The sequence below is a fragment of the Micromonospora cynarisoli genome, assembly GCF_030518815.1.
GTDB lineage: Bacteria > Actinomycetota > Actinomycetes > Mycobacteriales > Micromonosporaceae > Micromonospora > Micromonospora wenchangensis.
Window position 1 is genome coordinate 6,356,068 of record NZ_CP130426.1, and the last position, 26,077, is coordinate 6,382,144.

The window sequence follows — 26,077 nt, forward strand, 5'->3', positions numbered from 1 at the left end:
GTGTCGTGAAGGGGGAGCGGTCCGCCCGGCTCACCGCGCCTCGCCGGCGGCCCAGATGTCCTTGATCGAGGTGCCCAGGTCACGCACCGGCGACCAGCCCAGCCCGGCGGCCCGACCGATGTCGGCCTGGATCCAGTCGACCGCCTGCGAGCGCTGCGGCCCGGACCCGGCCTCGCGGACCCGGCCCCGGTAGCCCGCCACGTCGGCCAGCAGGGCGACCGCCTCCCGGGCGGTGACGGCCCGACCGCTGCCGGCGTTGACGACCCGGTGCCGCAGCGTCGGCGCGAGGACCGCCGCGACGATCAGCGCGGCGAGGTCCCGCACGTCGACGAAGTCCCGGTACGCCGACAGCGGCCCCAGGGTGATCTCGGCGGCCCCGTCGTCCAGGGCGGCCCGCAGCCGGGCCGCCGCCCGACCGAGCAGGTTCTCCTGCGACATGCCGGGGCCGATCGGGTTGAACACCCGCAGCGAGACCGCGTCCACGTCGCCGGCCTCCCCGGCGAGCTGGAACAGCCGGGTGCCGGCCAGGTGGCTGACCCCGTACGCGCTGACCGGCCGGGCCGGGGAGTCCTCGGTGACCGGGACGCGGTCCGGCACCGGCCCGTACTCGCCTGCCGAGCCGAGCCGGACCAGTCGGGCCCGGGGCGCCGCGGCGGCGGTCGCCTCCAGCAGTTTCGCCGCGACCAGGGTGTTCGCCGTGACCAGTTGCCCGGCGGAGCCGGTGAGCGCGCCCACGCAGTTGACCACCGCGTCCGGCGCGACCTCACGCAGCAGCCCGGCCAGCGCGTCCGGCGTGCCGTCGAGCAGGTCGTGGGTGGTCCGTCCCGGGCAGACGACCTCGGTCACCCGGGGGTCCGCCGTCAACGTGTCGCGGGCGTGCCCCCCGATGAACCCGGACGCCCCGAACAGCAGCACCCGGGTCACGTCAGCTCCCCTGCGCCCACCACGCCCGTCAGGTCGGCTGCCAGCGGCTCGCCGACGGCCCCCACCGGCTCACCGACGGCCACCTCCACCGGGGTCGGCCCGGCCGGCAACAGGATCGGCTTGAGCTGGTGGAACGACCGGTTCGCCTCGTCGTAGTCCTCCGGCCGCCCGATGTCCAGCCAGAACCCGTCGAACGGGTACGTCATCGGCGGGTCGCCGCCCGCGAGCAGGTCCAGCACGAGCTGGTCGAAGCCGAGGGCCAACCCGGCCGGGTAGGGCTCCAGGGTCCGCCGGGACATCCCGTAGACGCCCATGCTGACCGGGTAGCGCAGCGCCGGCTTCTCCCGGAACCCGACGACCCGGCCGGCGTCCACGTCGAGCACGCCGAAGTCGATCCGGTGCACCCGTTCGGAGGTCGCCAGGGTCAGGCCCGCCCCGGACCGCTGGTGGCTGCGCAGCAGGTCGCCGTAGTCCAGGTCGGTGAGGACGTCCCCGTTCATCACCAGGAACTCGTCGGGCAGCCGGTCCTTGAGGGCGAACAGCGGGCCGACCGTGGACAGCGGCCGGTCCTCCTCGATGTAGTCGATGGCCAGCCCCCACCGGTTGCCGTCGCCCACGAACGCCCGGATCAGCGGGCCGAGATGGTTGATCGCCAGGGTCACCGAGGTGAACCCGCGCGAGGCGAGCTGGTCGAGCACGATCTGCAGGATCGAGTGACTGTCCCCGATCGGCATCAGGGGTTTCGGCAGCGTCGTCGTGTACGGCCGCAGCCGCACCCCTTTGCCACCGGCAAGGATCACCGCGTGCAACCGGACCTCCCCATAGGTCTCAAGTGGACTATCGGTAGTGCCGAACCTGCCCGATCACCGGAACCAGACCGAGCGCGAACAGCCCCTGGAGCAGCAGCACGCTGCCCAGGTGGAGCGAGGTGTCGGTGACCGCGTCGCCGCCCTGCCCGAGCAGCGGGGCGACACCGAGCAGCCCGCCCCCGCCGACGTGCAGCACGATCACGACCGTCATCGACAGGCACAGCCAGCCGTACCGGCCCTGACCGACCAGCAGGAACGCCAGGTAGTACGCGCCGGCGAGGGCCACGTGGGCGGCCGTCATCACCACCCCGGCGGTGGACAGCACCCCGGCCCGGGCGAGCGCGACGAGCAGCAGCACCCCGAACACCGCCGGCACCGCCAGGCACACCGCGAGCTCCCGGCCGATGGTGCGCCAGATCCCGACGACGAAGGCGTGCGGGAACCGGGATCGCCGGGACAGGGCGACCCCGTTCGCCCAGAACCGGCTGGTCCGCCACTCGACGAACCCCATGGACAGGATCAGCGGCACCGCCGACGCCGCGACGTCCCACTGACCCAGCAGGTAGGGCGCCTGGGCGTGGAAGAGCAGCGTCGCCGAGCAGAGCCCGTACCCGGCGACGCCGAGCAGGCCGGGCCGTGCCGGCCAGAGCGGGTCGCGGGGGGCCGGCTCGGTCGACCGGGCGGCGGACCGGGTGGCCCAGAGCCCGGCGGCGAACGCGGCCAGCACGCCGAGAGCCGCCGCGCCCACCGCCCAGCGCCGTGCCGTCACCCCGCCGGTGACCAGGAACACCCCGCTGGCCAGGACGGCCGGGACCAGCGCGGCGGCGAGCCACCCCTCCCGTCTGTAGAAGATCAGCAACGTGCTGGCCAGCTGGTAGGCCAGTTGGCAGACCATCATCGCGGCCAGCGGCAGGCCGCCGTACGGCAGCATCAGGGCGCCGGTGGCCAGGCCGAGCAGCACAGCGGTCAGCGCGGCGATCCGTAGCACCCGGCTGGCCGAACGGGCCCGACCCAGGCCGAGCAGGCGGAACGCCGCGTAGGCGACCACCCCCGACCAGACCCAGCCGACAGTGCCGGCGAGGATCATCCCGGCCACCAGGCCCGACCGTCCCACCACCGACAGCACGGCCGGAAACGCGGCGCTCGGCAGCACGTACAGCAGGCCGTGGGAGATCGTCCGCAGGTCGCCCCGCCGGTCGCGGCCGGCCCCGGGCGCCTCGGCCGGCTGTTCCTCGACCGCCGGGGCCGGGCCCAACCGCCTGAACACCTCGGAGGCGAGGACGAAGACGTCGCGGTAGCCGTACTCGACCTGGGCGGCCCGGTCGGTGTGCCCGTCCGCCTCCAGCGCGGCGGCGACCTGGAGCGCGTCCACCGCGCGGGCCAGCCGGGGTCGTACCCGCTCGACCAGGTCGTCCACCGGGTCGGTGGAGATCCGGGGCAGCAGGACGGTGCGCCGGGGGCTGTCGGACCGCCCCGGCTCGGTGGTCATCGTGGCGACGGGGCGGAACGACGGATCGGTGACGTCCGGGTCGGTGGCCTCGGTCATCAGCGACCACCGGTGGTACGCACGATGGCGATCGTCGTCTCGTCGTCGTCCGGGCCCGGTCCGGCCGGCTGCGGCAGCTCCGGTGCGGCCGAGTTCGGGTCGTGGCGGGTCCGGTACGCCGCCGCCGAGTACTGCTCGGGGCCCCGCTGGCGGGGCACCCGCCCGGCCAGCGGCGACACCTCGGGCCGGACGGCGGGCGTCGGCTCGGGCCGGACGGCGACGGGGGCCACCTCGGGCCGGGCGGTGGGCGTGGCGGCGGGATGGGCGGTGACGGACGCCACCCCGGGGCGGGTCGGCCGGTTCGGGACCCGGACGAAGCCCTGGGCCTGACCACGTAGGTGCTTCGGCGCGGGCGACGTCCCGCGCGGCGCGGCCAGCCCCTCGTAGATGTCGCGGTACGCCTGCAACGACCGTTGCAGGGTGAACCGCTCCAGCACCCGTTCCCGGGCGGTCGCCCCCAGCCGCAGCCGCAGCTCCCGGTCGTTGAGCATCCTGACGCAGGCGGCGGCGATCGCGGCGACGTCGCGCGGCGCGACGACGAAACCGGTGTCACCGACCGCCTCGGCGACCCCGCCGACATTGGTGCACACGGTCGGCCGGCCGCACGCCATCGCCTCCACCACCGTGTAGGGGAAGCCCTCGGAGATGCTGGTCAACGCCACCAGGCTGCCCGCGTGGTACGCCTCGACGGCGCTGCCGACCCGCCCCTCCAGGACGGCGTGGCCGGTCAGCCCGAGTTCGTCGATCAGCGCCTCGCAGCTTTCGTGGTAGACCTTGTTGGCGGCCGGTGTGCCACCGAAGATGCGCAGCCGGGCCTCGGGGATCTCGGCCCGCACCAGCGCGAACGCCCGGATCAGGGTGTGCAGGTCCTTCAGCGGGTCGATCCGGCCCATGAACGAGATGGTCGGCACGTCCGGCTCGCCGGCCGCGGGCGGGAACTCGTCCGGGTCGACGCCGTTGTACATCGTCCACATCCGCTCGGGGTCGGCGCCGTTGTGCAGCTGCCACCGCCTGTTGTACTGCGAGTGCGGGGCGAGCGCGCCGGTGATCAGGTAGGCCGCCCCGGCGAGCGAGCGGAAGAAGCTCAGCACCAGCACCCGGACCGGGTGCGGCGCGTCGTCGTGCAGGTAGGAGATGTAGCGTTCGCGCAGGTAGATGCCGTGCTCCGAGAGCACCAGCGGGGTGCCGTACGTCCAGGTGGCGGCCATCCCGACGAGGGTGGCGAGACCGTTCATCGACGAGTGCACGATGTCGGCGCGTACCGGTGGTGCGCTCAACGGTCGGAGCATGTGCGAGATGAGCCAGGCCGCCTCCAGCGCGTCGGCGACGGTGGGCGCGGGGCCGGTCTCCTCGACCCGCAGCGTGTGCCAGGCCTCCAGCATCATCCGCAGCGCCTCGTTGGACAGCAGGGCCGCACCCAGGTCACCGCCGCCGGAGGCGTACTCGAACATGCCGCGCAGGGCGAGCAGGAAGGTGCTCCGGTTGACCGCCCCGGCCTGGGAACGGGTCGACTCCAACGGGGTGACCAGCGCCCGCAGGAACACCTCGTAGGACTGCATGAACTCGGTGCCGGGCCGCCCGGAGGGGACCAGCACCCCCCGCCGGGGGCGGCGGCCTGTCGGCCGGCCGCCCCACAACGGGATCGAGTGCACGCGGTCGAGGTTCGCCGGCCGGTCGAACACCGGCTCCTCGGTGCCGTCCACGGTGAGCGCCACGACCTCCCACCGGTAGTCAGGCATTCCCCGGATGAGCTGCTCGCACCAGATGCTCACCCCACCCATCGCGTACGGGTAGGTGCCCTCCGAGACCAGCGCGATCCGCACCGGTTTTCCCCCGTTCCTCTGTGCCTGTCCTGAGCTGCCGTCCCGCGCTACGCGCGGGGAGCGGCGTTGAACGTCACGGCGGTGTTCGCCGCGAGCGTCACCGGCACGGTGACGTCGGTGCCGTAGGTGCCGGCGCCGGTGGTGGCCGCGGTCACGCCACCGAGTTGCAGCGTTCCGGCGGCCGGCGAGGTCACCGTGATCTCCCCGGTGGTCCGGTCGTAGCTCGCCGACGCCCCGGCGGTCAGCGCCGCGAAGTGCGCCGTGCGGGTCCGGGTGTAGGCGGCGATGTCGGTCCACGCCGAGTTCAGCAGCGGCACCGAGTAGAGCGAGTCGTACTTGGTGAGCACCGCGCCGACCCAGTCGGTGAGCAGGCTGTTGCCCGAGCCGTAGTCACGCACGTTGGCGATGTGGAAGGTGTGCGAGTAGATCGAGCCGGACGACACGTGCTGCAACCCCACCGTCGACTCGTAGTCGAGGACCTGGGCGTAGGTGCGGTCGGTGGGCCAGTACGGGAAGAGACCGTTCGGGCCGTAGAAGGAGTTGTAGAAGTGCGCCTCCTCCGCCTGGTTGGTGGTGTGGTAGGCGATGTTCGTCGGCCAGCACGGCACGACCACGATGCTCGGGTCCAGCGGGTGCGCGGTCGAACCGTTGAAGTTCGCCGGCACGTGGCTGGCGAACGACATGTTGCCGGCCAGCGCGGTGATGCCGAGGTCACCGGCCGCCTCGATCAGGTCCGGGTTGGACGCGGTGAGGCCGTGGTCGGTGAGCACGCCACTGGCGTTGTTGTAGACGCCGAGGCCGGAGTACTCGGGGGTCTTGAGCACGGTGGCCGGCGGGTTGAGTCCGATGGCGTTGCCGGCGGCCTGGTTCTCGGTGATCTCGTCGTGGGTGGTGGCGTAGTCGGTGCTGTTCAGCGCGGGATGGGTGAGCGTGTGGTTGATCCACCGGAAGTTGTTCTTCAGGCACTTCGAGGTGGCGGTGAGGGTGTTGGCGTCCCCGTTCGGGCTGCACGTGTCGCCGGCGAACGGGTCGATCTGGGCGCCGTTGTAGGGGATGTTGAAGGTGAAGCCCGAGGCCAGCGGGTGCGCGGCGCGCAGCGCGGTCTGCTTCGCGTCGAGGTTGACCGCGTCGTGCCCGGTGAGGTGGAGGGTGGGGCTGTAGTCGACGGTGCCGTCCTCCATGTAGTGGGCCGAGGCGGCGAACCAGTCGTCGATGTCGACGTTGAGGTGGTGCTTCTGCTCCCCGAAGAACAGGCCCTTGGTCGCCCACCGGAACAGGCCGTAGACCAGCAGGTCCGCGTGGAGGAGGTACTGGTTGGCGGTGAAGGTCAGCGCGATCCGCTCCCGGCCGTCGGTCGAGGTGGTGCTCACGGCCAGCACGTCGGAGCCGTTGGTCATCAGGGCCTGGGCGTTGCAGCCGGCCCGGATCGAGGTGCGGTAGACGTACGACTGGGTGATCGGGATCTGGGCGGAGCTGTTGAGGTAGTCGAAGACGGCCGCGCCGCTGCTGGTCAGCGAGACGGGCAGCGGGGTCTCACCGACCGCGCCCTCACCTGCGGAGTTGAGGCAGTAGTCCTCCGGCCAGGTGCCGTAGCTGGTGTAGAGGGCGACCTGGCGGACCTGGAAGTTGCGCTCGTAGGCCCAGAGGGTGTTCCACTCCGTGCTGGTCAGGCCGCTGAGGTAGTTTCCGCCCGACTCGTAGAGCTGCATGCTGTTGGTGAGCAGGACCGCGTTGTACCTGCCCACCCCGTTGCCGTCGACCAGCGTGCTCGCCGAGATCGTCTGGGTGGTGGTGTAGAGGATGTCGTAGTCCGCGCCGACCCGGTTGAGGGTGGTGGTGAGCGTGGCCACGCCGAAGTCCGCCGGGTCGGTGGCCAGGATCAGCGCCTTCAGCGCGACCTTGTCGTTGATCGCCTGGGTGCCCACGCCGCCGCCGCTGCGGGCACTCGACGAGGACGGGGCGACCTTGACGGTGCCGGCCCGGGTCGGCAGGGGGCCGGGACGGCCCTCCTTCTTGCCGGCGACCTGGCCGAGGCCGGGTGCGCTCGGCGGCTGGGCCAGCGTGCCCGGCGCGGCCGGCGGCTGGGCGAGGCCCGGGGTCTGGGTGCCGAGCAGGACCGTGAGTGCGGTCAGCCCGGCGAGGGCGAATCGGTTCGCGCGACGGCGCGCAGGTCCGGTGTGGACCATCTGGTGACCTCCGATGAGGAGATGTGAACAATGCCGCCGATCCTGTGTGGACGGCGGGGTTGCCATCGAAGGCTAGCAATTGCTCGTGCGGATTCCGCGCATGATCCTGTCGCATGTGGAGCATTGACGCAAGCGGGGTCGGGTGTTAGTGCCGCGTGTACGGAGTCGCCTTCTGGTCAACGTGCTTTGCGCTGATCTTGGTGGTGTTGCCGGTTGGTGTCAGGTGCGCTGACGTGGTCTTTTCCGAAGTGATCGAAACACCTCATTCACGTTCACTCCACACCGCCGTAGCCGCAGGTGACCAGAATGTGGTCGGCGGTCGGGTGTGGAACGTCGTGCGCATCGGCCATTCGCTCCGGCTGCACCAATCGCGGTGCGGCAAGAGTGGCCGATCGGTCCATGCTGGTCCACCGATCAGCCGATCGACGGGCCATCCCTTCGGCCAGTGCCGGCCGTGGCCCTGCCGTCGGGCCGCGCCGGAGTCAGCCTGAGCCGACGTTTCCCCAGGTGGAGAGCCCTTCGCGGTGGCGCTGGCGGGGAGGGCCTGCGCCTTTTGGTGGGCAATCGCTTGATCGACGGCACCTCGTGGAGAATGTTGACTTTCCGCGACCGGGACGGCGGGTGAACCCGTCCGGAAATGGTGAATACCCCAGCGCTGACCGTCGAATCAGCCAGTCTCGGCAGAAGCGGTTCTCCGGGTCAGGAGTTCCCCATTCCCAGCCAATGGAAGCCGTCCGCTGTCCCCGCTATCAACATGGCCCGGGCCAAATCGTTCTACCATCCGATCGGTTCGTGGAACTTCCACGGTACGCAAATGCGGGATTGGATGTGCGGCGGAGTCGGCCGGCGCGACCGGAGGAAACGACAGACGCCGGATCGGGACAACCCCAGGTGGGTCCACACTCGACTCACCGGCGGCCGGCCAGACGGCGTCGAACGGCTCTGCCACCGGCAGGGTCGGCCGGGTCCGGCGCTCCGCGTCACCGGCTGACCGCCGGCACAGCGGTAGGCGGTTCAGCCCCGGCAGCCGGCCGGGCTGTCGCCACCCGACGGCACGGAGGCGACCACCGCGTCGGAGATCGGGGTGAGCCACTGCAACGCCCCCTCGTACGCCCGGGGCACCGTCACCGTGACGGCGGTCTCCCGGTCGAGCGTGGTGAGCACGGTGGCGTCCGACCGCTCGTCGGCGTACCAGCAGACCCGGTTGACGGTCCACACGTCGGCGGTGGCGTCCACGGTCGGCTCGGCACCACCGCAGGCCACGGTCAACGCCGGGTCACCGTAGGCGGCATTCTGCTCGGCACCGGCGGTCACCGGACGCTGGGCGAGATCCCGCACGGTGGCCGGCAGCTGCGACACCAGCGCCCGGCACACCACGCCGGGCCGTTCGGCCAGCGCCGGGGCGGGCATCTCGACCGGGGCGCTGGACCGGGGTCCGACGCTGGTCGGCGACGGGTCCGGTGCGGCGACCGGCGCGTCCGGGGAGAGCTTGGCGAAGGTGAAGCCCGCCACGGCCACCGTCACCGGCACGGCGACCAGGGTGGCCCACAGCGCGGCCCGTCGGGTCGACCGGTCCACACCCGGCCGGTCGGCGGCGGACGCGACGTCGGTCGGGGTCTCGGGGAAGGAGGTCTTCTCGTCCACTTACAGGCGCACCACCGAACACGTGAGGGTGCGAGTGATGCCGGGCACCATCTGCACGTTGCTGACGATCAGTTTGCCGAGTTCGTCGACGGTGTTGGCCTCGGTGAGGACGACCACGTCGTACGGCCCGGTGACGGCGTCGACGCGTACCACGCCGGCAAGATCCGCGATCAGACCGGCCACGTCCCGCGCCCGGCCCACCTCGGTCTGGATGAGGATGTACGCCTGTACCACGACTCGACCTCCGTCCGTCGCCGCCCGGGGCGGCCCGAAGGGTGAAAATACCCTACGGAGCAGGCGTGATCCCTATCGGTGGTCGCGGGTAAGCAGCTAGCGAGCGTGTCGGAAGGAAGACATGGGTGTCGCGGACGTGGGCGAGTTCGGCCTCATCGACCGGGTGACCACCCGGCTGACGTACGGATCGTCCTGCCTGCTCGGGCCGGGCGACGACGCCGCCGTGGTGGCCGCCGGCGACCGGCGGGTGGTCGCCTCCACCGACGTGCTCGTCGACGGGCGGCACTTCCGGCGGGACTGGTCGGGCGCGCGGGACGTCGGGCACCGGGCGGCGGCGGCCAACCTGGCCGACATCGCCGCCATGGGTGCCACCCCTACCGCCCTGCTGGTGGCCCTCTGCATCCCCGCCGACCTGGACACCGCCTGGGTGGAGGAACTGGCCGACGGGCTGGCCGCCGAGGCGGCGCTGGTCGACGCGGGGGTGGTCGGTGGGGACATGTCCGCCAGCCCCACCCTGACCATCGCGGTGACCGCCCTCGGCGACCTGGAGGGCCGGGCACCGGTGGTCCGCTCCGGCGCCCGGCCGGGTGACGTGGTGGCGCTCGCCGGCCGCACCGGCTGGGCCGCCGCCGGGCTGACCGTGCTCTCCCGGGGGTTCCGCACCCCCCGGGTGCTGGTCGAGGCGTACCGGCGGCCGGAGGTGCCCTACCCGGCCGGGCCGGAGGCCGCCCGGCTCGGCGGCACCGCCATGATCGACGTGTCGGACGGGCTGCTGGCCGACCTGGGCCACCTGGCGAAGGCCAGCGGTGTCGGCGTCGACCTGCGCCGGGACGCCTTCGCGGTGCCCCCGCAGATGCGCGACGCGGCCCAGGCGCTCGGCGTCGACCCGTACACCTGGATCCTGGCCGGTGGCGACGATCACGCCCTGGTCGCCACCTTCCCCCCGACGGTGGCGCTACCGCCGTCGTGGCGGACGGTGGGCCGGGTGGTCGAGGGCGGCGGGGTGACAGTCGATGGTGACGCGTACGACGGACCGGCCGGCTGGGATCACTTCCGGTAAGGAGCGGTCGTACCCTTCACCCGTGAGTGGAATCGATATCCGGCCGCAGGGCTTCGACTCGCCGGCGGCCCAGACGCTCATCCGGGCGGCCATGGCCGACCTGGGCGTCAGGTACGGAGGCAGCGGCGACGAGACCCCCATCGACCACACCGAGTTCGTCCCGCCGCACGGCGAATTCCTCGTCGCCCACCTCGACGGCGAGCCGGTCGGCTGCGCGGGGTGGCGCAGCCACGGCACGGACGCCGCCGAGCTGAAACGGATGTACACCAGCCCGGTCGTGCGGGGGCGCGGGGTGGCCCGCGCCCTGCTCGCCGCCATCGAGGAGTCCGCCCGCCGGCACGGACGCCGGCGGATCATCCTGGAGTGCGGCGACCGCCAGCCCGAGGCGGTCGCCCTCTACACCTCGGCGGGGTACGAGCGGATCGCCAACTTCGGCTACTACGCCGACGTCCCCGGCTGCCTGTCGTTCGGCCGGGCGCTCTGACCGGTCGTCCGGCCCGTCGGTTCGCAGCGGCGGGACCGGACCGTCGGCCCGGCGGCGTCAGGCGACGGTGAACCGGAGCCGGTCGGCGCCGGCCCGGGCGGTGGCCGCCGCCTCGGCCGGGTCGGCGCCCCAGGCCAGCACGTGCCCGCCCCGGCGTACCGACGAGGTGACCTCGCCGACCCGGTCGCCGGCGGCCACGTCGAGCTGCACGGCGAGGACACCTGGCACCCGGCGTGCGTCGCGCAACCCGTCGACCGCGGTCAGCGTCCCCGGCGGCGGCAGCAGGAACTCCACCGCCGCCGCCCCGGACGGCCGGGCCGGCAGCCGGGGCCGCTCGCCGCGCAACGTCCGCAGGTAGGCGTCGATGAACCCGCACTCGTACGCCACCGAGATCAACGCGGCGATCATGTCGCCGGGCAGCCGGGCGGCGCACTCCACAAGCGTCGGCACCCCGTCGGCGACGATCCACTCGCTGTGCAGCACGCCGGTGCGGAAGCCGGCCGCCGCCGCCAGCCGGGTGGCCGCCGCGACCAGTTCCGCGCGACCGTCCGCCGGCAGCGCCGACGGGACCGTGTGCCCGGTCTCCACCGGCCGACGACCGGGCAGCACCCGCTTGTCGGTGACGTTGCCGAAGCACACCTCGCCGTCGGCGACCAGCAGTTCGACGCTGTACTCCGGGCCGACCAGGGTCTGCTCGACCAGCACCTCGGTGGGCAGGTCGGTGGCCGCCTCCACAGGCGTCTCCGGGGTGGCGGTCGCCGACCAGGCCGCCACCACGTCGTCACCGGCGTCGACGAGTTGCACGCCGAGGCTGCCGGAGCGGCGGGTCGGCTTCAACACGCACCGGCCACCGAACCGGGCCGCGAACGCCGCCGCCCGCTGCGGGGAGTCGACCAGCTCGTACGCCGGATTGGCAAGCCCGGCCCGGTCAGCCAGCAGGCGCATCCGGTGCTTGTCGGAGAAGACGTCGGCGGCCTGCGGGCCGGCGCCGGGCAGGCCCAGCCGTTCGGCGAGCCGGGCGGTGGCACCGACTGCGTACTCCAGGCCGGGCATCACCAGCCGGGCGGAGGTGAGCCCCGGCTCCCGGGCGAGCAACTCCTCGACGTCCAGGCCGGTCTGGTAGCGGGCGGGCACCACCCGGGAGACCACCGGCAGCCGGGCCGTCGTCGCGGTGACGTCCCGCCGGGCGATGATCTCCGGCTCCTCGACGAGCACCACGCTGCCCGCCGGCAACTCCTCGGCGAGCCAGTGCAGCATGCCGAGTGAGGTGCCCACGACGATCATCTCGTCACGGCCCAGGTCGAGGTCCAAGGGTCGTCCTCCATACGGGTCGGCCACCGGGTGCCGGGGACACGACAGTACCGGCGGGCCGGGAGGCCCGCCGGTACTGATCGGAGCTGGGGCGGTGGGGGTGTCGCCAGGTCAGGCGCGGGTGACCTTGCCGGCCTTGATGCACGAGGTGCAGACCTGGAGCTTCTTGGTGGTGCCCCCACCGGCCGGGGTACGCACCGACTGGATGTTCGGGTTCCAGCGGCGGTTGGTCCGCCGGTGCGAGTGGGACACGTTGTGGCCGAAGCCCGGCCCCTTGCCACAGACGTCGCACACGCTAGCCACGGGATACTCCTGAGATTGATACGTTCATGAGGTCGCCGGCAGGCGCTGCCCGGACAACCTGGCCAGGTTACCCGATGCTCCCCGGGCAGGACCAACCGCCCCGTCCCGGCCCCCGACGGCCGCACCGGCCCGACCCTGCCCGGCCCCGGTGTGCCGGCCGGGTGGGGCCGCAGGGCGCGGGGGACACGCGCCGGCCGGCCCCGGCGGGTGTCGGTCGCCGCCAGTAGGCTTCTGGCCGTGCTGGACACCCTCGACGCCGCCGCGGTACGCCGCTGGTGCGCGAGCGGTCTCGCCGCGCTGCGCCGGCACCAGGGCGAGATCGACGAGCTGAACGTCTATCCCGTGCCCGACGGGGACACCGGCACCAACCTCGTGCTCACCCTCACCTCGGCGCAGCAGGCGCTGGCGATGGAGCTCGGCACCCTGCCCGAGGACCGCACGACCGCGCACGGGCAGGCGCTGCGGCTGATGGCCCGGGGTGCGCTGCTCGGCGCGCGGGGCAACTCCGGGGTGATCCTCTCGCAGATCCTGCGCGGCCTCGCCGACGCGCTCGGCGACGTGCCCGCCGTCGCCGGCCGGGCGCTGGCCGCCGCGCTGCGTGACGCCGCCACCGCCGCCTACGCCGCGGTGGCCCGGCCGGTCGAGGGCACCGTGCTCAGCGTGGTCGCCGCCGCCGCGACCGCCGCCGAGCGGGCCGACAGCGACGACCTGTGCACCGTGGCCCGGTCCGCCGCCGCAGAGGCGACCCGCGCGCTGGCCCGGACCCCCGGGCAACTGCCCGTGCTGGCCCGGGCCGGCGTGGTCGACGCTGGCGGCCGAGGGCTCTGCCTGCTGCTCGACGCGCTGGTCGAGGTGGTCACGGGGGAGGCCCCGCCCGGGCCGGCACCGGTCGCCCGCCCGGTGCGCCCGCCGCTTGCCGTCGTCCGGGAGACCGGCTCCCCCGAGTACGCCTACGAGGTGCAGTTCCTGCTCGACGCCCCGCCCGAGGCGGTGACCCGGATGCGCGCCGAACTGGCCACCCTGGGCGACTCGCTGGTGGTGGTCGGCGACGGCGGCTCACCCGCCGACTCCACCACCTGGAACGTCCACGTCCACGTCAACGACGTCGGGGCGGCCGTCGAGGCGGGGGTGGCCGCCGGCCGGCCGTACCGGATCTCGGTGACCCGGTTCGCCGACCAGGCCCCGCCGGTCGACCACCCCGCCACCGACGGCCGGGCGGCCGTGGTGGTCGCGACCGGCGTCGGCATCGCCGAACTCCTCGCCGGCGAGGGGGCGACGGTGGTGCCGGGCAACCCGTCCACCGGCGAGCTGCTGGACGCGATCCGGGCCACCGCCGCCGCCCGGGTGGTGGTCCTCCCCAACGACCCGAACACCCAGGCGGTGGCGAGCGCCGCCGCCCGGGAGGCGCACCGGCTGGGGGTGAAGGTCAGCGTGGTGCCGACCCGCTCGCCGGTGCAGGCGCTGGCCGCGCTCGCCGTGCGGGACCCGCGACGCCGGTTCGCCGACGACGTCATCGCGATGGCCGAGGCGGCCGGGGCCTGCCGGTACGCCGAGGTGTGCCACGCCGGCCGGGAGGCGCTGACCGTCGCCGGCCCGTGCCGGCCCGGCGACGTGCTGGCCCTGGTCGAGGGGGAGGTGCACCTGATCGGCAGCGACCTGGTCGACACCTGCGCCGCAGTGGTCGACCGGATGCTCGGCGGCGGCGGTGAACTGGTCACCCTGCTCACCGGCGCGGACGCACCTGCCGGTCTCGCCGAGGCGGTCCGCGAGCACGTGGCCCGGCGCTGGCCCTTCGTCGAGGTGCAGGCGTACCCGGGTGGGCAACCGCACTATCCGCTCCTGGTGGGGGTCGAATGACGACGTCCGAGCCGGCCACGGTGGACACCGCGCTGACGAAGCTGGTCGGGGAGCGCACCGCCAAGGCGCTCGCCGGCCACCTCGACCTGCACACCGCCGGTGACCTGATGTACCACTTCCCGCGCCGCTACGACGAGCGCGGCGAGCACACCGACATCCGTTCGCTGGACGTCGGCGAGCAGGTCACCGTGCTGGCCCAGGTGCAACGCACCGCGGTACGCCCGATGCGGCAGCGCCGGGGCAACCTGCTGGAGGTGACCGTCGGCGACAACTCGGGCGGGACGCTGACGTTGACGTTCTTCGGCAACCAGGCGTGGCGGGAACGCGAGCTGCGCCCCGGCCGGTGGGGGTTGTTCGCCGGCAAGGTCACCGAGTTCCGGGGCAGGCGGCAGCTCAACGGCCCCGAGTACGTGCTGCTCGGCGAGGGGGGCGAGGGCGAGGCGGCGGCCTCCGAGGAGGTCGAGGAGTTCGCCGGGGCGCTGATCCCGGTCTATCCGGCCGCTGCCGCCGTGCCGACCTGGGTGATCGCCCGGTGCGTCCGGGTGGTGCTGGACACGGTCGCCCCGCCTGACGATCCGCTGCCGGCGTCGCTGCGGGCCGACCGGAAACTGGTCGGCATCGGCACCGCGCTGCGTGAGATCCACCGGCCGTCGAGCAGGGAGGAGCTGTACCGGGCCCGTCGCCGGCTCAAGTGGGACGAGGCGTTCGCCGTGCAGCTGACCCTGGTGCAGCGCAAGCTGCGGGCGGCGTCCTGGCCGGCGAAGCCGCGCCCGGCGAAGGCGGATGGCCTGCTCGACGCGTTCGACGCCCGGCTGCCCTACGAGCTGACCCCCGGGCAGCGCGACGTCGGTGTCGAGATCGCCGCCGACCTGGCCACCCCGCATCCGATGCACCGGCTGTTGCAGGGCGAGGTCGGGTCCGGCAAGACGGTGGTGGCGTTGCGGGCGATGCTCCAGGTGGTCGACGCGGGCGGCCAGGCGGCGCTGCTGGCCCCGACCGAGGTGCTCGCCGCCCAGCACCACCGGGGCATGCTCGACCTGCTCGGCCCGCTGGCCCAGGCCGGTGAGCTGGGCGCGGCCGACGACGCGACCCGGGTGGAGCTGGTCACCGGCTCGCTGGGCGCGGCGGCCCGGCGGCGGGCCTTGGCCGAGGTCGCGCAGGGGCGGGCGGGCATCGTGCTCGGCACCCACGCCCTGCTCTACGAAGGCGTCGACTTCGCCGACCTGGGCCTGGTGGTGGTCGACGAGCAGCACCGGTTCGGCGTGGAGCAGCGTGACGCGCTGCGCTCCAAGGCCGACCAGCCGCCGCACGTGCTGGTGATGACGGCCACCCCGATCCCGCGCACGGTGGCGATGACCGTCTACGGCGACCTGGAGACCTCTACCCTGTCCCAGTTGCCGCAGGGGCGGTCCCCGATCGCCTCGCACGTGGTGCCGGCGGCCGAGAAGCCGGCCTTCCTGGACCGGGCGTGGCGGCGGGTGCGCGAGGAGGTCACCGCCGGCCACCAGGCGTACGTGGTGTGCCCGCGTATCGGTGAGGGGCCGGTGGGCGAGGAGGAACCGCCTCGCGAGGACGACAACGGGCGACGTCCCCCGCTGGCGGTGACCGAGGTGGCGCCGCTGCTGGCCGAGGGCCCGTTGCACGGGCTGCGGATCGGCGTCCTGCACGGCCGGCTGCCCGCCGACGAGAAGGACGCGGTGATGCGGTCCTTCGCCGGCGGCGACCTCGACGTGCTGGTCGCCACCACGGTGGTCGAGGTCGGCGTGAACGTGCCCAACGCCACCGTGATGATCGTGCTGGACGCCGACCGGTTCGGTGTCTCGCAACTGCACCAGCTCCGGGGCCGGGTCGGCAGGGGCTCGGCTCCCGGGCTCTGCCTGCTGGTCAGCGAGGCGGCCGAGGGGTCGTCGGCACGGGAGCGGTTGGACGCGGTCGCCTCCACCACCGACGGCTTCAAGCTGGCCGAGCTGGATCTGGAGCAGCGCCGGGAGGGTGACGTGCTGGGCGCGACCCAGTCTGGCCACCGCTCGCACCTGCGGCTGCTCTCCCTGCTGCGTGACGCCGACCTGATCCGCGACGCGCGGGCCGAGGCGGTCGTCCTGGTCGAACAGGACCCGGAACTGGCGCGGCATCCGGCCCTGGCCGCCTCGGTCGCCGCCCTGGTCGACGAGGAACGTGCGGAGTACCTGGAGAAGGGCTGACCGCCGCCCCGGCGCGTGGACGTCGGGGGCGGCGGCCCGCCGGCCGGGTGTGCCACCGCCCGGCGGGACGGCTCAGGGCCGGCGTTTCTCGACGATGGTCCAGCCGGTCCAGCCCCGGTCGGCGACGAGCCGGCGCAGTCGTCTGACGACGGGATGGGCGGCGTCGGCGAACGCGTCCATCAACCGGACGAACGCGGGGTCGGGGGTGACCTCCTCCTGCATCGCCAGCTCCCCGTCGGCCTCCGCCTGGGCGAACAACTCGGCCATCAGGTCGGCCGTCTCCCGCAGCAGCTCCTCGTCCTGCCAGTCCTGCGCGACCCGACCGATCAACCGGTAGAGCTGGACGACCCGGGGATTGTCGAGCTGGGCCACCTTGTCGGCCATCAGCCCGGGGATGGCGTCCGGCCACCGGGCCGCCATCAGGATCCACCCGTCGCGTTCGGCCTGCACGGCTACCGGCGGCACACCGGCGGCGCGGAGCCGGTCCAGGTAGTCGACCACCTCCGCCGGGACGGCGAGGGTGTCACCGTCGTCGAGCCGGGCGATCCGCCGCCGGTGTTCCTGAAGTGTGCGGATCTGGCTCCGCAGTTGGCGGTCGATCCCGGCGATCGCGGCGGCGAACGTCTCCGCGTCGGCGTCGAGCAGTTCGCGGACCCGGGCCAGCGGCACACCGGCCTCGGCGAGGGTGCGGATCCGGACCAGCCGCACCACCGCCGCCGGGTCGTACGTCCGGTAGCCGGAGGCGTCACGTGCCGGTTCCGGCAGCAGCCCGATCTGGTGGTAGTGCCGCACGGCGCGGATGGTCACCCCGGCGTACGACGCCAGCCGTCCGATCGTCAACATGCCCTCAGCCTGCCCGACCCGGGAGCACCGTCAACCGACCCTGCGGCGGTGCACGACCATCGCGCCGCCGTACGCGACGACGAGGAGGCCGACGCACCAGGCGAGTGCGGTCCACACCTCGCCGCCGACCTGCTGCCCGGCGAGCAGGCCGCGCAGGGCGTTCACGATGGAGGTCACCGGCTGGTGCTCGGCGAAGGCCCGCACCGGGCCGGGCATGGTGTCGGTGGGCACGAAGGCCGAGCTGACGAACGGCAGCAGGATGAGCGGGTAGGAGAACGCGCTCGCGCCGTCCACTGAGGTGGCGGTCAGGCCGGGGATGACCGCGAGCCAGGTCAGCGCCAGGATGAACAGCAGCAGGATGCCGGTGACCGCCAGCCAGGCCAGTGGGCCGGCCGCGGAGCGGAAGCCCATGGCGAGGGCGACCAGCACCACCACCACGAGCGAGATCAGGTTGGCGACCAGCGAGGTCAGCACGTGCGCCCACAGCACGGCCGAGCGGGCGATCGGCATGGACCGGAACCGCTCGAAGATGCCGCCCTTGAGGTCCAGGAAGAGCCGGTACGCGGTGTAGGAGATGCCGGAGACGACGGTGATCAGCAGGATGCCGGGCAGCAGGTAGTTCACGTACCGGTCGGAGCCGGTGCGGATCGCGCCGCCGAACACGTAGACGAACAGCAGCAGGAACGCGATCGGCATGATCGTGGTGGTGATGACGGTGTCCGGGCTGCGGCTGATGTGCCGCAGCGAGCGCCCGAGCAGGGCGGCGGTGTCCGCCAGGAAGTGTCTGGTCATCGGGGTCCTCAGCGGTTCGTGCCGGCGGGGCGGGCGGGGTCCGGGGTGCGGTCGGTGGCGGCGGTGGGCCCGTCGTCGCCGACGATGGCGAGGAACACGTCCTCCAGGGTGGGCTGCTTCTCGACGTACTCGACCGTGGCGGGCGGAAGGAGCTGCTTGAGCTGGGCCAGCGTGCCGTCGGCGATGATCCGTCCGTGGTGCAGCACGGCGATCCGGTCGGCGAGTTGTTCGGCCTCGTCGAGGTACTGGGTGGTGAGCAGCACCGTGGTGCCCCGGCGGGCGAGTTCCCGGACGGCCTGCCACACCTCGATCCGCGCCTGCGGGTCGAGCCCGGTGGTGGGTTCGTCGAGGAAGATCACCGGTGGGTCGCCGATGAGGCTCATCGCGATGTCGAGGCGGCGGCGCATCCCGCCGGAGTAGGTGCCCACCCGTCGGCCGCCCGCGTCGGCGAGCGCGAAGCGGTCGAGCAGGTCGTCCGCGACCCGGCCGGGGTCGGGCAGGTGGCGCAACCGGGCGACCAGCAGCAGGTTCTCCCGGCCGGTGAGGATCTCGTCGACGGCGGCGAACTGGCCGGTGAGGCTCACGGACTCGCGTACCCGCGCGCCTTCGGTGGTGACGTCGAAGCCGTGCACGTGGGCCGTTCCGCCGTCCGGCCGGAGCAGGGTGGCGAGGATGCGTACCAGGGTGGTCTTCCCCGCTCCGTTGGCGCCGAGCAGGGCGAGGATGCTGCCCGGGGCCACGTCGAGGTCCACCCCGCGCAGCACGGGCAGTTCGCGGAAGGACCTGGTCAGGCCCCGGATCTTGATGGCGGGCCCGGGGGCTCGCGTCGACTCTGTCGTGGACATGGCGTCAGCATGCGAGGTTGACGCTGCGTCAGGGTCAAGCACGAACCACGCAGGGCGCGTCGACCGGTCGGTCGACGCGCCCTGCGGGCGTGCTTGCTGGGTCAGCGCCCTGCGGGCGTGCTGCGGGTCAGACGGTGAAGCGGATGCGCCGGCGTCGGGCGACGAGGAAGAGCACCCCGCCGGCCACCAGCAGGGTGGCCGCGCCGGCCGCGATGGCGCCGGCCGCCGCGCCGGTCACCGGGAGGCCGCCGTCCTGGTCGCCGCCGCCACCGCCGCCACCGGTGGACGGGCAGTCCTTCGGCTGCTCCCACTTCAGCGGGCCGCCGGAGTCGAGGTCACCGGTGACGGTGACGGTGAGCCCCTTGCTGGCCGGGAAGCTGACCGTCCCGGTCCGGCCGGGCTCGACGGTGAGCTTCTTCGGCTCGCCCTTGCTGGGGGTGAACACGGAGGTCAGCGGGGTGCCGTCCTCCGGGTTGCTGATCCGGAAGATCATCTTGTCGCAGCTCGACTCGTAGCTGGCGTCGGGGGTGCCGACCTCGGGCTGCTGGCAGTCGGCGGGCTTCTGCCAACCGCCGGTGAAGTCCTTCATGCCGGGGGCGGTGACGGTGATCTCCTGCGCCTCCCCGGCGCTGAGCTTGCGGGTCTCGATCTTGCGCAGCGGGACGGTCACCTTCTCGGTGAAGCCGCCGCTGCCGACGATGGCGAAGGTGGCCTCGGCGTTGCCGCTGCGGTTGACCAGGGTCAGCTCGACGTTGCCGTCGCAGTCGGACTCGGCGATCACCTCCGGCGCCGCCGAGCAGGTGCCCTCGCCGCCGTTGTACCAGGCGCGCGGGCCGGTGGAGCGGGCGCCGATGCCGGTCGGGCTGCCGACCTTACGGTCGCCGTACCTGTCGCTGGTGTCGGTCAGCGGGTCGATCAGCTTGCTGCCGAAGACGAAGTCGACCTGGGTGTGGCAGTTCGGCACCTCGACGGCGAAGTCGAGGGTGGCCACGCCCAGCTCACCCGGGGCCACCCCGGTGAACTTCTTGATCGACTTGTCGAGCACGTACTGCGGGACGGCGAACGTCGCCGACGGCGTCACGTACGACACCATGGCCAGGTCCTGCTCCTCGCCCCGGCACAGCGGGCCGTTGGTCAGGGTGATCGACGCCCTGCCCGCCGGCCCGTCGAAGGTGTGCGTGTAGCGCGCGTCGGCGGCTGAGACACAGGACGGCGCGGGCTCCCCGCCGGACGGGGTGGTGGCCGTCGCGCTCGGCGTGGCGGTCGCCGTCGGCGTGGGCGTGGCCGTCGGGGACGGTGAGGCTGAGGTGGCGCCCGCCGGGGCGGTCAGGGCGAGGGCCGTGGCCAGGCCGGCCAGGGCGGCGGCGGTCGCGGCGAGCGGTCGCCGCAGCGACAGCTTGGGTCGGATCACGCGTACTCCCGGGGTGAGGGTGCGTCAGGGCGCGGCGGGGGGTGGCGTTGCCGGGTCACGGCATGCGTCGGGAGCGCCGTGACGACGCCGGTGCGGCGCCCTGGCCGGCGGAGCGGCACCGGCACCGGGCCGACCCTAGTGGGCCCGTCGATACGGACACAGTGCACAGTCGGCACCCGGAGTGTTGTTATACATATGAGATCATTGATCAACTCGGCGTGACTGCGTGATCACCAGACCGGAGTGCACCGCGTCACCGGCCCGCGTCCCCCGTCGCGTAGCGTCACAGGCATGCACAGGGGCAGACCGTGACCCGGATCGTGGCCGGCACGCTCGGCGGACGACGGATCGCCGCACCCGCCGGCGGCGGCACCCGACCCACCTCCGACCGGGTCCGGGAGGCGCTGTTCAGCGCCGTCGGTGCCGAGGTCGACCTGGACGGGGCACGCTTCGCCGACCTGTACGCCGGCTCCGGCGCGGTCGGGCTGGAGGCGCTGTCCCGGGGTGCGGCGCACGTGCTGCTGGTCGAGTCCGACCCCCGGGCCGCCCGGGTGATCCGGGAGAACGTCGCCGCGCTGCGGGCCGCCCCCGCCGCCCGGTTGGTCACCGGCAGGGTGGCCGGGGTGGTCGCGGCCGGGCCCGGCGACGCGCCGTACGACGTGGTCTTCGCCGACCCCCCCTACGCGGTGCCGGACGACGAGATCACCGCCCTGCTGACCGGGCTGGTCACGCACGACTGGCTCGCCCCCGACGCGCTGGTGGTGGTCGAGCGGTCCACCCGGGGCGGCCCGGTCGACTGGGTGCCGGGCATCACCGGCGGGCGCAGCAGGCGTTACGGCGAGACCACTCTTTGGTACGGTCGCCGATCATGAGACGTGCGGTGTGTCCCGGCTCGTTCGACCCGGTCACCAACGGACACCTCGACATCATCGGACGGGCCAGCCGGCTCTTCGACGAGGTGATCGTCGGCGTGCTGGTGAACCAGTCCAAGAGCGGCCTGTTCACCGTCGAGGAGCGGATCGACATGCTCCGCGAGGTGACCTCCTCGTACGGCAACGTGCGGGTCGCGTCCTTCCGGGGGCTGCTCGTCGACTTCTGCCGGGCGCAGGAGGCGAGTGTGCTGATCAAGGGCCTGCGGGCGGTCAGCGACTTCGACTACGAGTTGCAGATGGCCCAGATGAACATCGGCCTGGCCGGCGTGGAGACGCTGTTCATGCCCACCAACCCGCTCTACTCGTTCCTCTCCTCCAGCCTGGTCAAGGACGTGGCGAAGTGGGGCGGCGACGTCTCCTCCCACGTGCCCGACACCGTCCGCCGGGCGCTGCAGGCCCGGCTGACCGTCCCGCGCCCCTGACCGTCCGGCGGTCGCGCCGGACCCGGGCGGCGCGTCGGGCCGGGGTGGTGGCGGCGGTGGTGGCCGAGGCACGACATCATGTGGTGCAGCGCCGAAGCCGGGCGCAGGCCGCATCATGTAGGTCGGCCGACGAACGACAGGAGTGAGGTACCGGTGGACCCGCTCGACCGCATCGACGAACTGATCGCCATGGTGGAGCAGGCGCGCTCCGTCCCGATGTCGCGCAACAACTGCATGGTCGACCGGGGCGAGATGATCGCCGCTCTCGACGAGATGCGCGCCGAACTCCCCGCCGACCTGCGCCGCGCCGCCGCCCTGCTGGAGGAGCGGGACAAGATCATGGAGGCCGGCAAGCGGGAGGCCGACCGGATCATCAGTGAGGGTGAGGCGGAACACGCCCGGCTGGTCTCGGTGAACGAGATCACCGTCTCCGCCGAGCACGAGGGGGCCCGGATCATCGCCGAGGCCCGCGCCGAGGCGCAGCGGCTGCGCGAGGAGGTCGACGACTACGTCGACACCGCGCTGGCGAACTTCGAGCAGTTCCTCACCCGGGCGCTGGCCTCGATCGAGCGCGGCCGGGACAAGATGCACGCGCTGCGGGAGATCGGCACCTTCGGTGGGGACGAGGCGGAACGCCCGTTACCCTTCTGAGCGGCACCTCATCCCACCGACGGACGGGTCGGGCGTCGCCCCCGGTTCGACGACCCGGCGGTCGCCCAGGTAACCTTTTTTGTCGGCCTCTCACCGGCCGGAGTCTGACTATGCCCAAACACTCGCCTTCATCACTCAACCCCAGGGCGCCGCTGGTCCTCGACACGAGGGACCTGCCGCGTCGCCCTGGCGCGTTGCGTACGCATCGGCGGGTCGTGCCGGCACCGGCGGACCTCGGCGTGGAGTTGATCGGCGTGCCGGAGGGCGCGGACCTCGACCTCGACCTGAGGTTGGAGTCGGTGTCCGAGGGCGTGCTCGTCTCCGGGACCGTGACCGGTCCCGTCCAGGGCGAGTGCGGTCGTTGCCTGCGCGCGATCGACTACTCGTTGACCGTGAACGTCCAGGAGCTGTACGCGTACGAGAACAGCACCACGGACATCACGACCGACGAGGACGAGGTGGGCCGGATGCAGGACGATCTGATCGACCTGGAGCCGGCGCTGCGGGACGCGGTGGTGCTCACGCTGCCGACCAACCCGCTCTGCCGGGAGGACTGCCCGGGACTGTGCCCCGAATGCGGGGTGCACCGGGACGATCTGCCGGCCGAACACAGCCACCAGCAGATCGACCCGCGTTGGGCGAGCCTGTCGCAACTGAACCGTACAGAGGAGTAGGAACCGTGGCCGTCCCCAAGCGCAAGATGTCGCGCAGCAACACCCGGTCCCGCCGGGCGAACTGGAAGGCGGCTGTGGTCGCGACCGTGGCCTGCCCGCAGTGCAAGTCCCCCAAGCTGCCGCACGCGGCGTGCTCCGTCTGCGGCACGTACAACGGCCGCCAGGTTCTCGAGGTCTGACCTGGACGCCGAGTGACACCCCCGACCACGGGTCGGGTGGCGCACGCACCCCGGCGATCGCCCGGTGCCCCGGCTCCCTCCGACGCCGGCCGGCCTGATCCGGCCGGCACGGCGAGGGGGCCGGGCACCGCGCGGATCGCCGTTGACCTCCTCGGCGGGGACGATGCTCCCGCCGTCGTGGTTGACGGCGCTCTGCGGGCGGTGCGGGCCGACCCGGACCTGCACCTGCTGCTCGTCGGCCCGACCGAGGTCGCGGCCGGGGTCGTCGACGCCCTGACCCCGGCGCAGCGGACCCGGATCACCATCCGCGCCACCCGGACCGCCGCCGGGCCGACCGAGCACGCGCCCCGCGCCGACAGCACCGTCCGGGCCGCCGTCTCCGCCGTCCGCGACGGCGCCGCCGACGCGCTCGTCTCCGCCGGGTCCACCGGCGCCACCGTCTCCGCCGCCGCCCTCGGCTTCGGCCGCTGGCCCGACGTGCGCCGGCCCGCGCTGGTGGCGACGCTCCCGGCCGTCTCCGGCCCGGTGGTCCTGCTCGACGTCGGCGGCTCGCTGGAACCCCGCCCGGCCACCCTGGCCCGGCACGCCGTGCTCGGCGCGGCCTACGCCGCCGTCGCCCACGCCGTCGCCGCCCCCCGGGTCGGCCTGCTCTCGGTCGGCACCGAGGCCGGCAAGGGGGACCGCCCGCGCCGCACCGCCGACCCCCTGCTCGCCGCCACCGCGCTGCCCGGCGACGCCCGCTACGTCGGCCTGGTCGAGGGGTACGACGTGACGGCCGGCGTCCGCGCCGACGTGGTGGTCACCGACGGCTTCACCGGCAACATCCTGCTCAAGGCCATCGAGGGGGCGTACGCGATGGCCGGGGGGCCACCGGCCAGCGGCGGAGCGCCCCGGGCGGCGGCCCTGCTCGGGGTCGCCGGGACGGTGGTGGTCTGCCACGGCGCGGCGACCCCGGACGACGTCGCCTCCGGTATCGCCCTGGCCGCCCACCTCTGGCGTCGCCGGGCCACCGAGCAGGTCCGGGAGCAGGTCGCGCTCCTTCCCGCCGGCGACGGCACCGACCCGGAGCGGGAGGACGCCCCCACCCGTTGCGCCGCCGACCGAGTCGACGAGGTGGCCGTGGACACCGGACCCGCGCCGGCCGACCCGGCGGTCCCGAACGCACCCGCCGCCCGGCACGCGGATCATCCGCCCGCGTACCCCGGCGGGACCGAAGCAGAGGTAGGAACATGAGCAACGACAAGCGGCGGCGCGCGCCCGTCAGCCACCTGGAGGCGGCGTTCGGGGTGACACTCGACGCCGAGCTGTTGGAGCGGGCGCTGACCCACCGGTCGTACGCGTACGAGAACGGCGGGCTGCCCACCAACGAGCGGTTGGAGTTCCTCGGCGACTCGGTGCTCGGCGTGGTGATCACCACGGCGCTGTTCCGTAACCACCCCGACCTGCCCGAGGGGCAGCTGGCCAAGCTGCGGGCCAGCGTGGTCAACATGCGCGCCCTGGCCGACGTGGCCCGGGGGCTCGGCCCGGACGGGCTCGGCGCCTACCTGCTGCTCGGCAAGGGCGAGGAGACCACCGGCGGGCGGGACAAGGCGAGCATCCTCGCCGACACCCTGGAGGCGCTGCTCGGCGCGATCTACCTCCAGCACGGGCTGGACACCGCGGCGGTCGTCATCCACCGGCTGTTCGACCCGCTGATGGCCGAGTCGGCGGGCCGGGGCGCTGCGCTGGACTGGAAGACCAGCCTCCAGGAGTTGACCGCCGCGCTGGGCCTGGGGGTGCCCGAGTACCGGATCGAGGGCACCGGCCCGGACCACCTCAAGACCTTCACCGCCTGGGTGGTGGTGGCCGGCAACCGCTACGGCGGGTCGGAGGGGCGTAGCAAGAAGGAGGCCGAGCAGCGGGCCGCCGAGGCGGCCTGGCGGGAACTCACCGCGCAGGCCGAGCAGGACCGGGCCGACACCCCGCAGGCCGACGCCGACACCCGGCCCGGGGCCGCCCCGGACGGTACCGCCGGGCCCACCGGCGACGACGCGGCGGCCCCGGCGGCCGACGAGACCGCCGAGGCGGGACTGGGCCGTGCCTGAGCTGCCCGAGGTCGAGACCGTACGACAGGGGCTGGCCCAGTGGGTCACCGGCCGGCGGATCTCGACGGTGGAGGTGCGCCACCCCCGGGCCGTGCGACGGCACCCGCCCGGCCCCGCGCACTTCGCCGACGTGCTCGCCGGCCGGACGGTGACCGACGTGCGGCGGCGCGGCAAGTACCTGTGGCTGCCGCTGGACAGCGGGGACGCCCTCGTCGGCCACCTGGGCATGTCGGGGCAGCTGCTGCTCCAGCCGGCCGAGGCGGCCGACGAGCTGCACCTGCGGGTCCGGTTCCGGTTCGCCGACGACGGCCCGCAACTGCGCTTCGTCGACCAGCGGACGTTCGGCGGGCTCGCGGTCAGCGAGGGCGGTGCCGAACTGCCCGCCGAGATCGCCCACATCGCCCGCGACCCGATGGACCCGGAGTTCTCCGACGCGGGGTTCGTCGCCGCGCTGCGCCGTCGGCGTACCGAGGTCAAGCGGGCCCTGCTGGACCAGACGCTGCTGTCCGGGGTGGGCAACATCTACGCCGACGAGGCGCTGTGGCGGGCCCGGCTGCACGGCGCCCGCCCGACCGACGCGGTGACCGGCCCCGCCGCGGGCCGGCTGCTCGGGCACGTGCGGGACGTCCTCGGCGAGGCGATCACGCAGGGCGGCACCAGCTTCGACGACCTGTACGTCAACGTCAACGGGGAGAGCGGCTACTTCGACAGGTCGCTGAACGTCTACGGCCGGGAGGGCGAGCCCTGCCGTCGGTGCGGCGCACCGATCCGCCGGGAGGCGTTCATGAACCGGTCGTCGTACAGCTGCCCCCGGTGTCAGCCCCGGCCCCGGGGTGCGCTCAGGGGCTGACCCCGAGCCGGT

Annotated in this window: 24 protein-coding genes and 1 pseudogene; 12 read left to right on the forward strand and 13 right to left on the reverse strand. The window is 73.5% G+C overall.

Going from position 1 to position 26,077, the window contains the following annotated elements:
* Nucleotides 1-30: 30 nt before the first annotated feature.
* The 7 genes from Q2K16_RS28035 to Q2K16_RS28065 form a co-directional block, all read right to left on the reverse strand.
* On the reverse strand, nt 31-924 hold the full coding sequence (locus Q2K16_RS28035; protein WP_302741182.1) for an NAD-dependent epimerase/dehydratase family protein: 894 nt from the start codon (nt 922-924) through the stop codon (nt 31-33).
* On the reverse strand, nt 921-1,724 hold the full coding sequence (locus Q2K16_RS28040) for a nucleotidyltransferase family protein (RefSeq protein WP_302746638.1): 804 nt from the start codon (nt 1,722-1,724) through the stop codon (nt 921-923). Before Q2K16_RS28040 ends, Q2K16_RS28035 begins: the two co-directional genes overlap by 4 nt.
* A 37-nt stretch (nt 1,725-1,761) precedes the next feature.
* Nucleotides 1,762-3,279 carry a hypothetical protein gene (locus tag Q2K16_RS28045; protein ID WP_302741184.1) on the reverse strand — a complete coding sequence of 506 codons (1,518 nt, stop codon included), beginning with the start codon at nt 3,277-3,279 and terminating at the stop codon, nt 1,762-1,764.
* The gene (gene pelF / locus Q2K16_RS28050; protein WP_302741186.1) at nt 3,279-5,102 is read right to left on the reverse strand and encodes a GT4 family glycosyltransferase PelF; all 1,824 of its coding nucleotides are present in this window, start codon (nt 5,100-5,102) and stop codon (nt 3,279-3,281) included. Before pelF ends, Q2K16_RS28045 begins: the two co-directional genes overlap by 1 nt.
* A gap of 47 nt (nt 5,103-5,149) precedes the next feature.
* Nucleotides 5,150-7,288, reverse strand: a complete 2,139-nt coding sequence (locus Q2K16_RS28055; RefSeq protein ID WP_302741188.1) for an Agd3-related carbohydrate-binding protein — start codon at nt 7,286-7,288, stop codon at nt 5,150-5,152.
* 1,014 nt (nt 7,289-8,302) lie between these two features.
* The gene (locus Q2K16_RS28060; protein ID WP_489671819.1) at nt 8,303-8,932 is read right to left on the reverse strand and encodes a DUF3515 family protein; all 630 of its coding nucleotides are present in this window, start codon (nt 8,930-8,932) and stop codon (nt 8,303-8,305) included.
* Complete coding sequence (locus Q2K16_RS28065; RefSeq protein ID WP_088646044.1) at nt 8,933-9,166, reverse strand: Lrp/AsnC ligand binding domain-containing protein; 234 nt, start codon at nt 9,164-9,166, stop codon at nt 8,933-8,935.
* A 121-nt stretch (nt 9,167-9,287) separates the two neighbouring features.
* Here Q2K16_RS28065 and Q2K16_RS28070 point away from each other — a divergent pair, with 121 nt between their 5' ends.
* Nucleotides 9,288-10,226, forward strand: a complete 939-nt coding sequence (locus Q2K16_RS28070; protein WP_302741193.1) for a thiamine-phosphate kinase — start codon at nt 9,288-9,290, stop codon at nt 10,224-10,226.
* Between the two features lie 22 nt (nt 10,227-10,248).
* A complete protein-coding gene (locus Q2K16_RS28075; RefSeq protein WP_302741195.1) occupies nt 10,249-10,710 on the forward strand; it encodes a GNAT family N-acetyltransferase in 462 nt (153 codons plus the stop codon).
* Nucleotides 10,711-10,767: 57 nt separating this feature from the next.
* On the opposite strand, the gene Q2K16_RS28080 is transcribed toward Q2K16_RS28075, so the two are convergent.
* Complete coding sequence (locus tag Q2K16_RS28080; RefSeq protein ID WP_302741197.1) at nt 10,768-12,021, reverse strand: ATP-grasp domain-containing protein; 1,254 nt, start codon at nt 12,019-12,021, stop codon at nt 10,768-10,770.
* 111 nt (nt 12,022-12,132) lie between these two features.
* Entirely contained in the window at nt 12,133-12,324 is a 192-nt protein-coding gene (gene rpmB, locus Q2K16_RS28085) for a 50S ribosomal protein L28 (protein ID WP_013284551.1), read from the reverse strand.
* A gap of 237 nt (nt 12,325-12,561) precedes the next feature.
* Between rpmB and Q2K16_RS28090 the strand changes: the two genes are divergently transcribed.
* Together Q2K16_RS28090 and recG are read left to right on the forward strand one after the other, a co-directional pair.
* Entirely contained in the window at nt 12,562-14,181 is a 1,620-nt protein-coding gene (locus Q2K16_RS28090; RefSeq protein WP_302741222.1) for a DAK2 domain-containing protein, read from the forward strand.
* Entirely contained in the window at nt 14,178-16,382 is a 2,205-nt protein-coding gene (gene recG, locus Q2K16_RS28095; protein WP_302741224.1) for an ATP-dependent DNA helicase RecG, read from the forward strand. The genes Q2K16_RS28090 and recG overlap by 4 nt, the downstream gene beginning before the upstream one ends.
* A gap of 72 nt (nt 16,383-16,454) precedes the next feature.
* Here recG and Q2K16_RS28100 read toward each other — a convergent pair whose 3' ends face one another.
* The 4 genes from Q2K16_RS28100 to Q2K16_RS28115 form a co-directional block, all read right to left on the reverse strand.
* The gene (locus Q2K16_RS28100; protein ID WP_302741226.1) at nt 16,455-17,225 is read right to left on the reverse strand and encodes a MerR family transcriptional regulator; all 771 of its coding nucleotides are present in this window, start codon (nt 17,223-17,225) and stop codon (nt 16,455-16,457) included.
* A gap of 30 nt (nt 17,226-17,255) precedes the next feature.
* Nucleotides 17,256-18,017, reverse strand: coding sequence for an ABC transporter permease (locus tag Q2K16_RS28105; RefSeq protein WP_302741228.1), 762 nt, complete (start codon nt 18,015-18,017; stop codon nt 17,256-17,258).
* A gap of 8 nt (nt 18,018-18,025) precedes the next feature.
* The gene (locus Q2K16_RS28110; protein ID WP_302741230.1) at nt 18,026-18,862 is read right to left on the reverse strand and encodes an ABC transporter ATP-binding protein; all 837 of its coding nucleotides are present in this window, start codon (nt 18,860-18,862) and stop codon (nt 18,026-18,028) included.
* 127 nt (nt 18,863-18,989) lie between these two features.
* Nucleotides 18,990-20,273, reverse strand: coding sequence for a cell wall anchor protein (locus Q2K16_RS28115; protein WP_302741232.1), 1,284 nt, complete (start codon nt 20,271-20,273; stop codon nt 18,990-18,992).
* A gap of 308 nt (nt 20,274-20,581) precedes the next feature.
* Between Q2K16_RS28115 and rsmD the strand changes: the two genes are divergently transcribed.
* The 8 genes and pseudogenes from rsmD to mutM all read left to right on the forward strand — a co-directional run bounded on the left by rsmD (nt 20,582) and on the right by mutM (nt 26,065).
* On the forward strand, nt 20,582-21,145 hold the full coding sequence (gene rsmD, locus Q2K16_RS28120; RefSeq protein ID WP_302741234.1) for a 16S rRNA (guanine(966)-N(2))-methyltransferase RsmD: 564 nt from the start codon (nt 20,582-20,584) through the stop codon (nt 21,143-21,145).
* Complete coding sequence (gene coaD / locus Q2K16_RS28125; RefSeq protein ID WP_302741235.1) at nt 21,142-21,627, forward strand: pantetheine-phosphate adenylyltransferase; 486 nt, start codon at nt 21,142-21,144, stop codon at nt 21,625-21,627. The genes rsmD and coaD overlap by 4 nt, the downstream gene beginning before the upstream one ends.
* A gap of 153 nt (nt 21,628-21,780) precedes the next feature.
* The gene (locus tag Q2K16_RS28130) at nt 21,781-22,278 is read left to right on the forward strand and encodes an SPFH domain-containing protein (protein WP_088646034.1); all 498 of its coding nucleotides are present in this window, start codon (nt 21,781-21,783) and stop codon (nt 22,276-22,278) included.
* Between the two features lie 110 nt (nt 22,279-22,388).
* On the forward strand, nt 22,389-22,952 hold the full coding sequence (locus Q2K16_RS28135; protein ID WP_145918341.1) for a YceD family protein: 564 nt from the start codon (nt 22,389-22,391) through the stop codon (nt 22,950-22,952).
* A 5-nt stretch (nt 22,953-22,957) separates the two neighbouring features.
* Nucleotides 22,958-23,131 (forward strand): 50S ribosomal protein L32, encoded by a 174-nt coding sequence (rpmF, locus tag Q2K16_RS28140; protein ID WP_088646032.1) that lies wholly within the window; start codon nt 22,958-22,960, stop codon nt 23,129-23,131.
* Between the two features lie 135 nt (nt 23,132-23,266).
* A pseudogene (locus Q2K16_RS28145) lies at nt 23,267-24,193 on the forward strand (phosphate acyltransferase PlsX); the annotation flags it as partial.
* 167 nt (nt 24,194-24,360) lie between these two features.
* Nucleotides 24,361-25,215, forward strand: a complete 855-nt coding sequence (rnc, locus tag Q2K16_RS28150; protein ID WP_302741243.1) for a ribonuclease III — start codon at nt 24,361-24,363, stop codon at nt 25,213-25,215.
* Nucleotides 25,208-26,065 carry a bifunctional DNA-formamidopyrimidine glycosylase/DNA-(apurinic or apyrimidinic site) lyase gene (mutM, locus tag Q2K16_RS28155; protein WP_302741245.1) on the forward strand — a complete coding sequence of 286 codons (858 nt, stop codon included), beginning with the start codon at nt 25,208-25,210 and terminating at the stop codon, nt 26,063-26,065. The genes rnc and mutM overlap by 8 nt, the downstream gene beginning before the upstream one ends.
* Nucleotides 26,066-26,077: the final 12 nt, after the last annotated feature.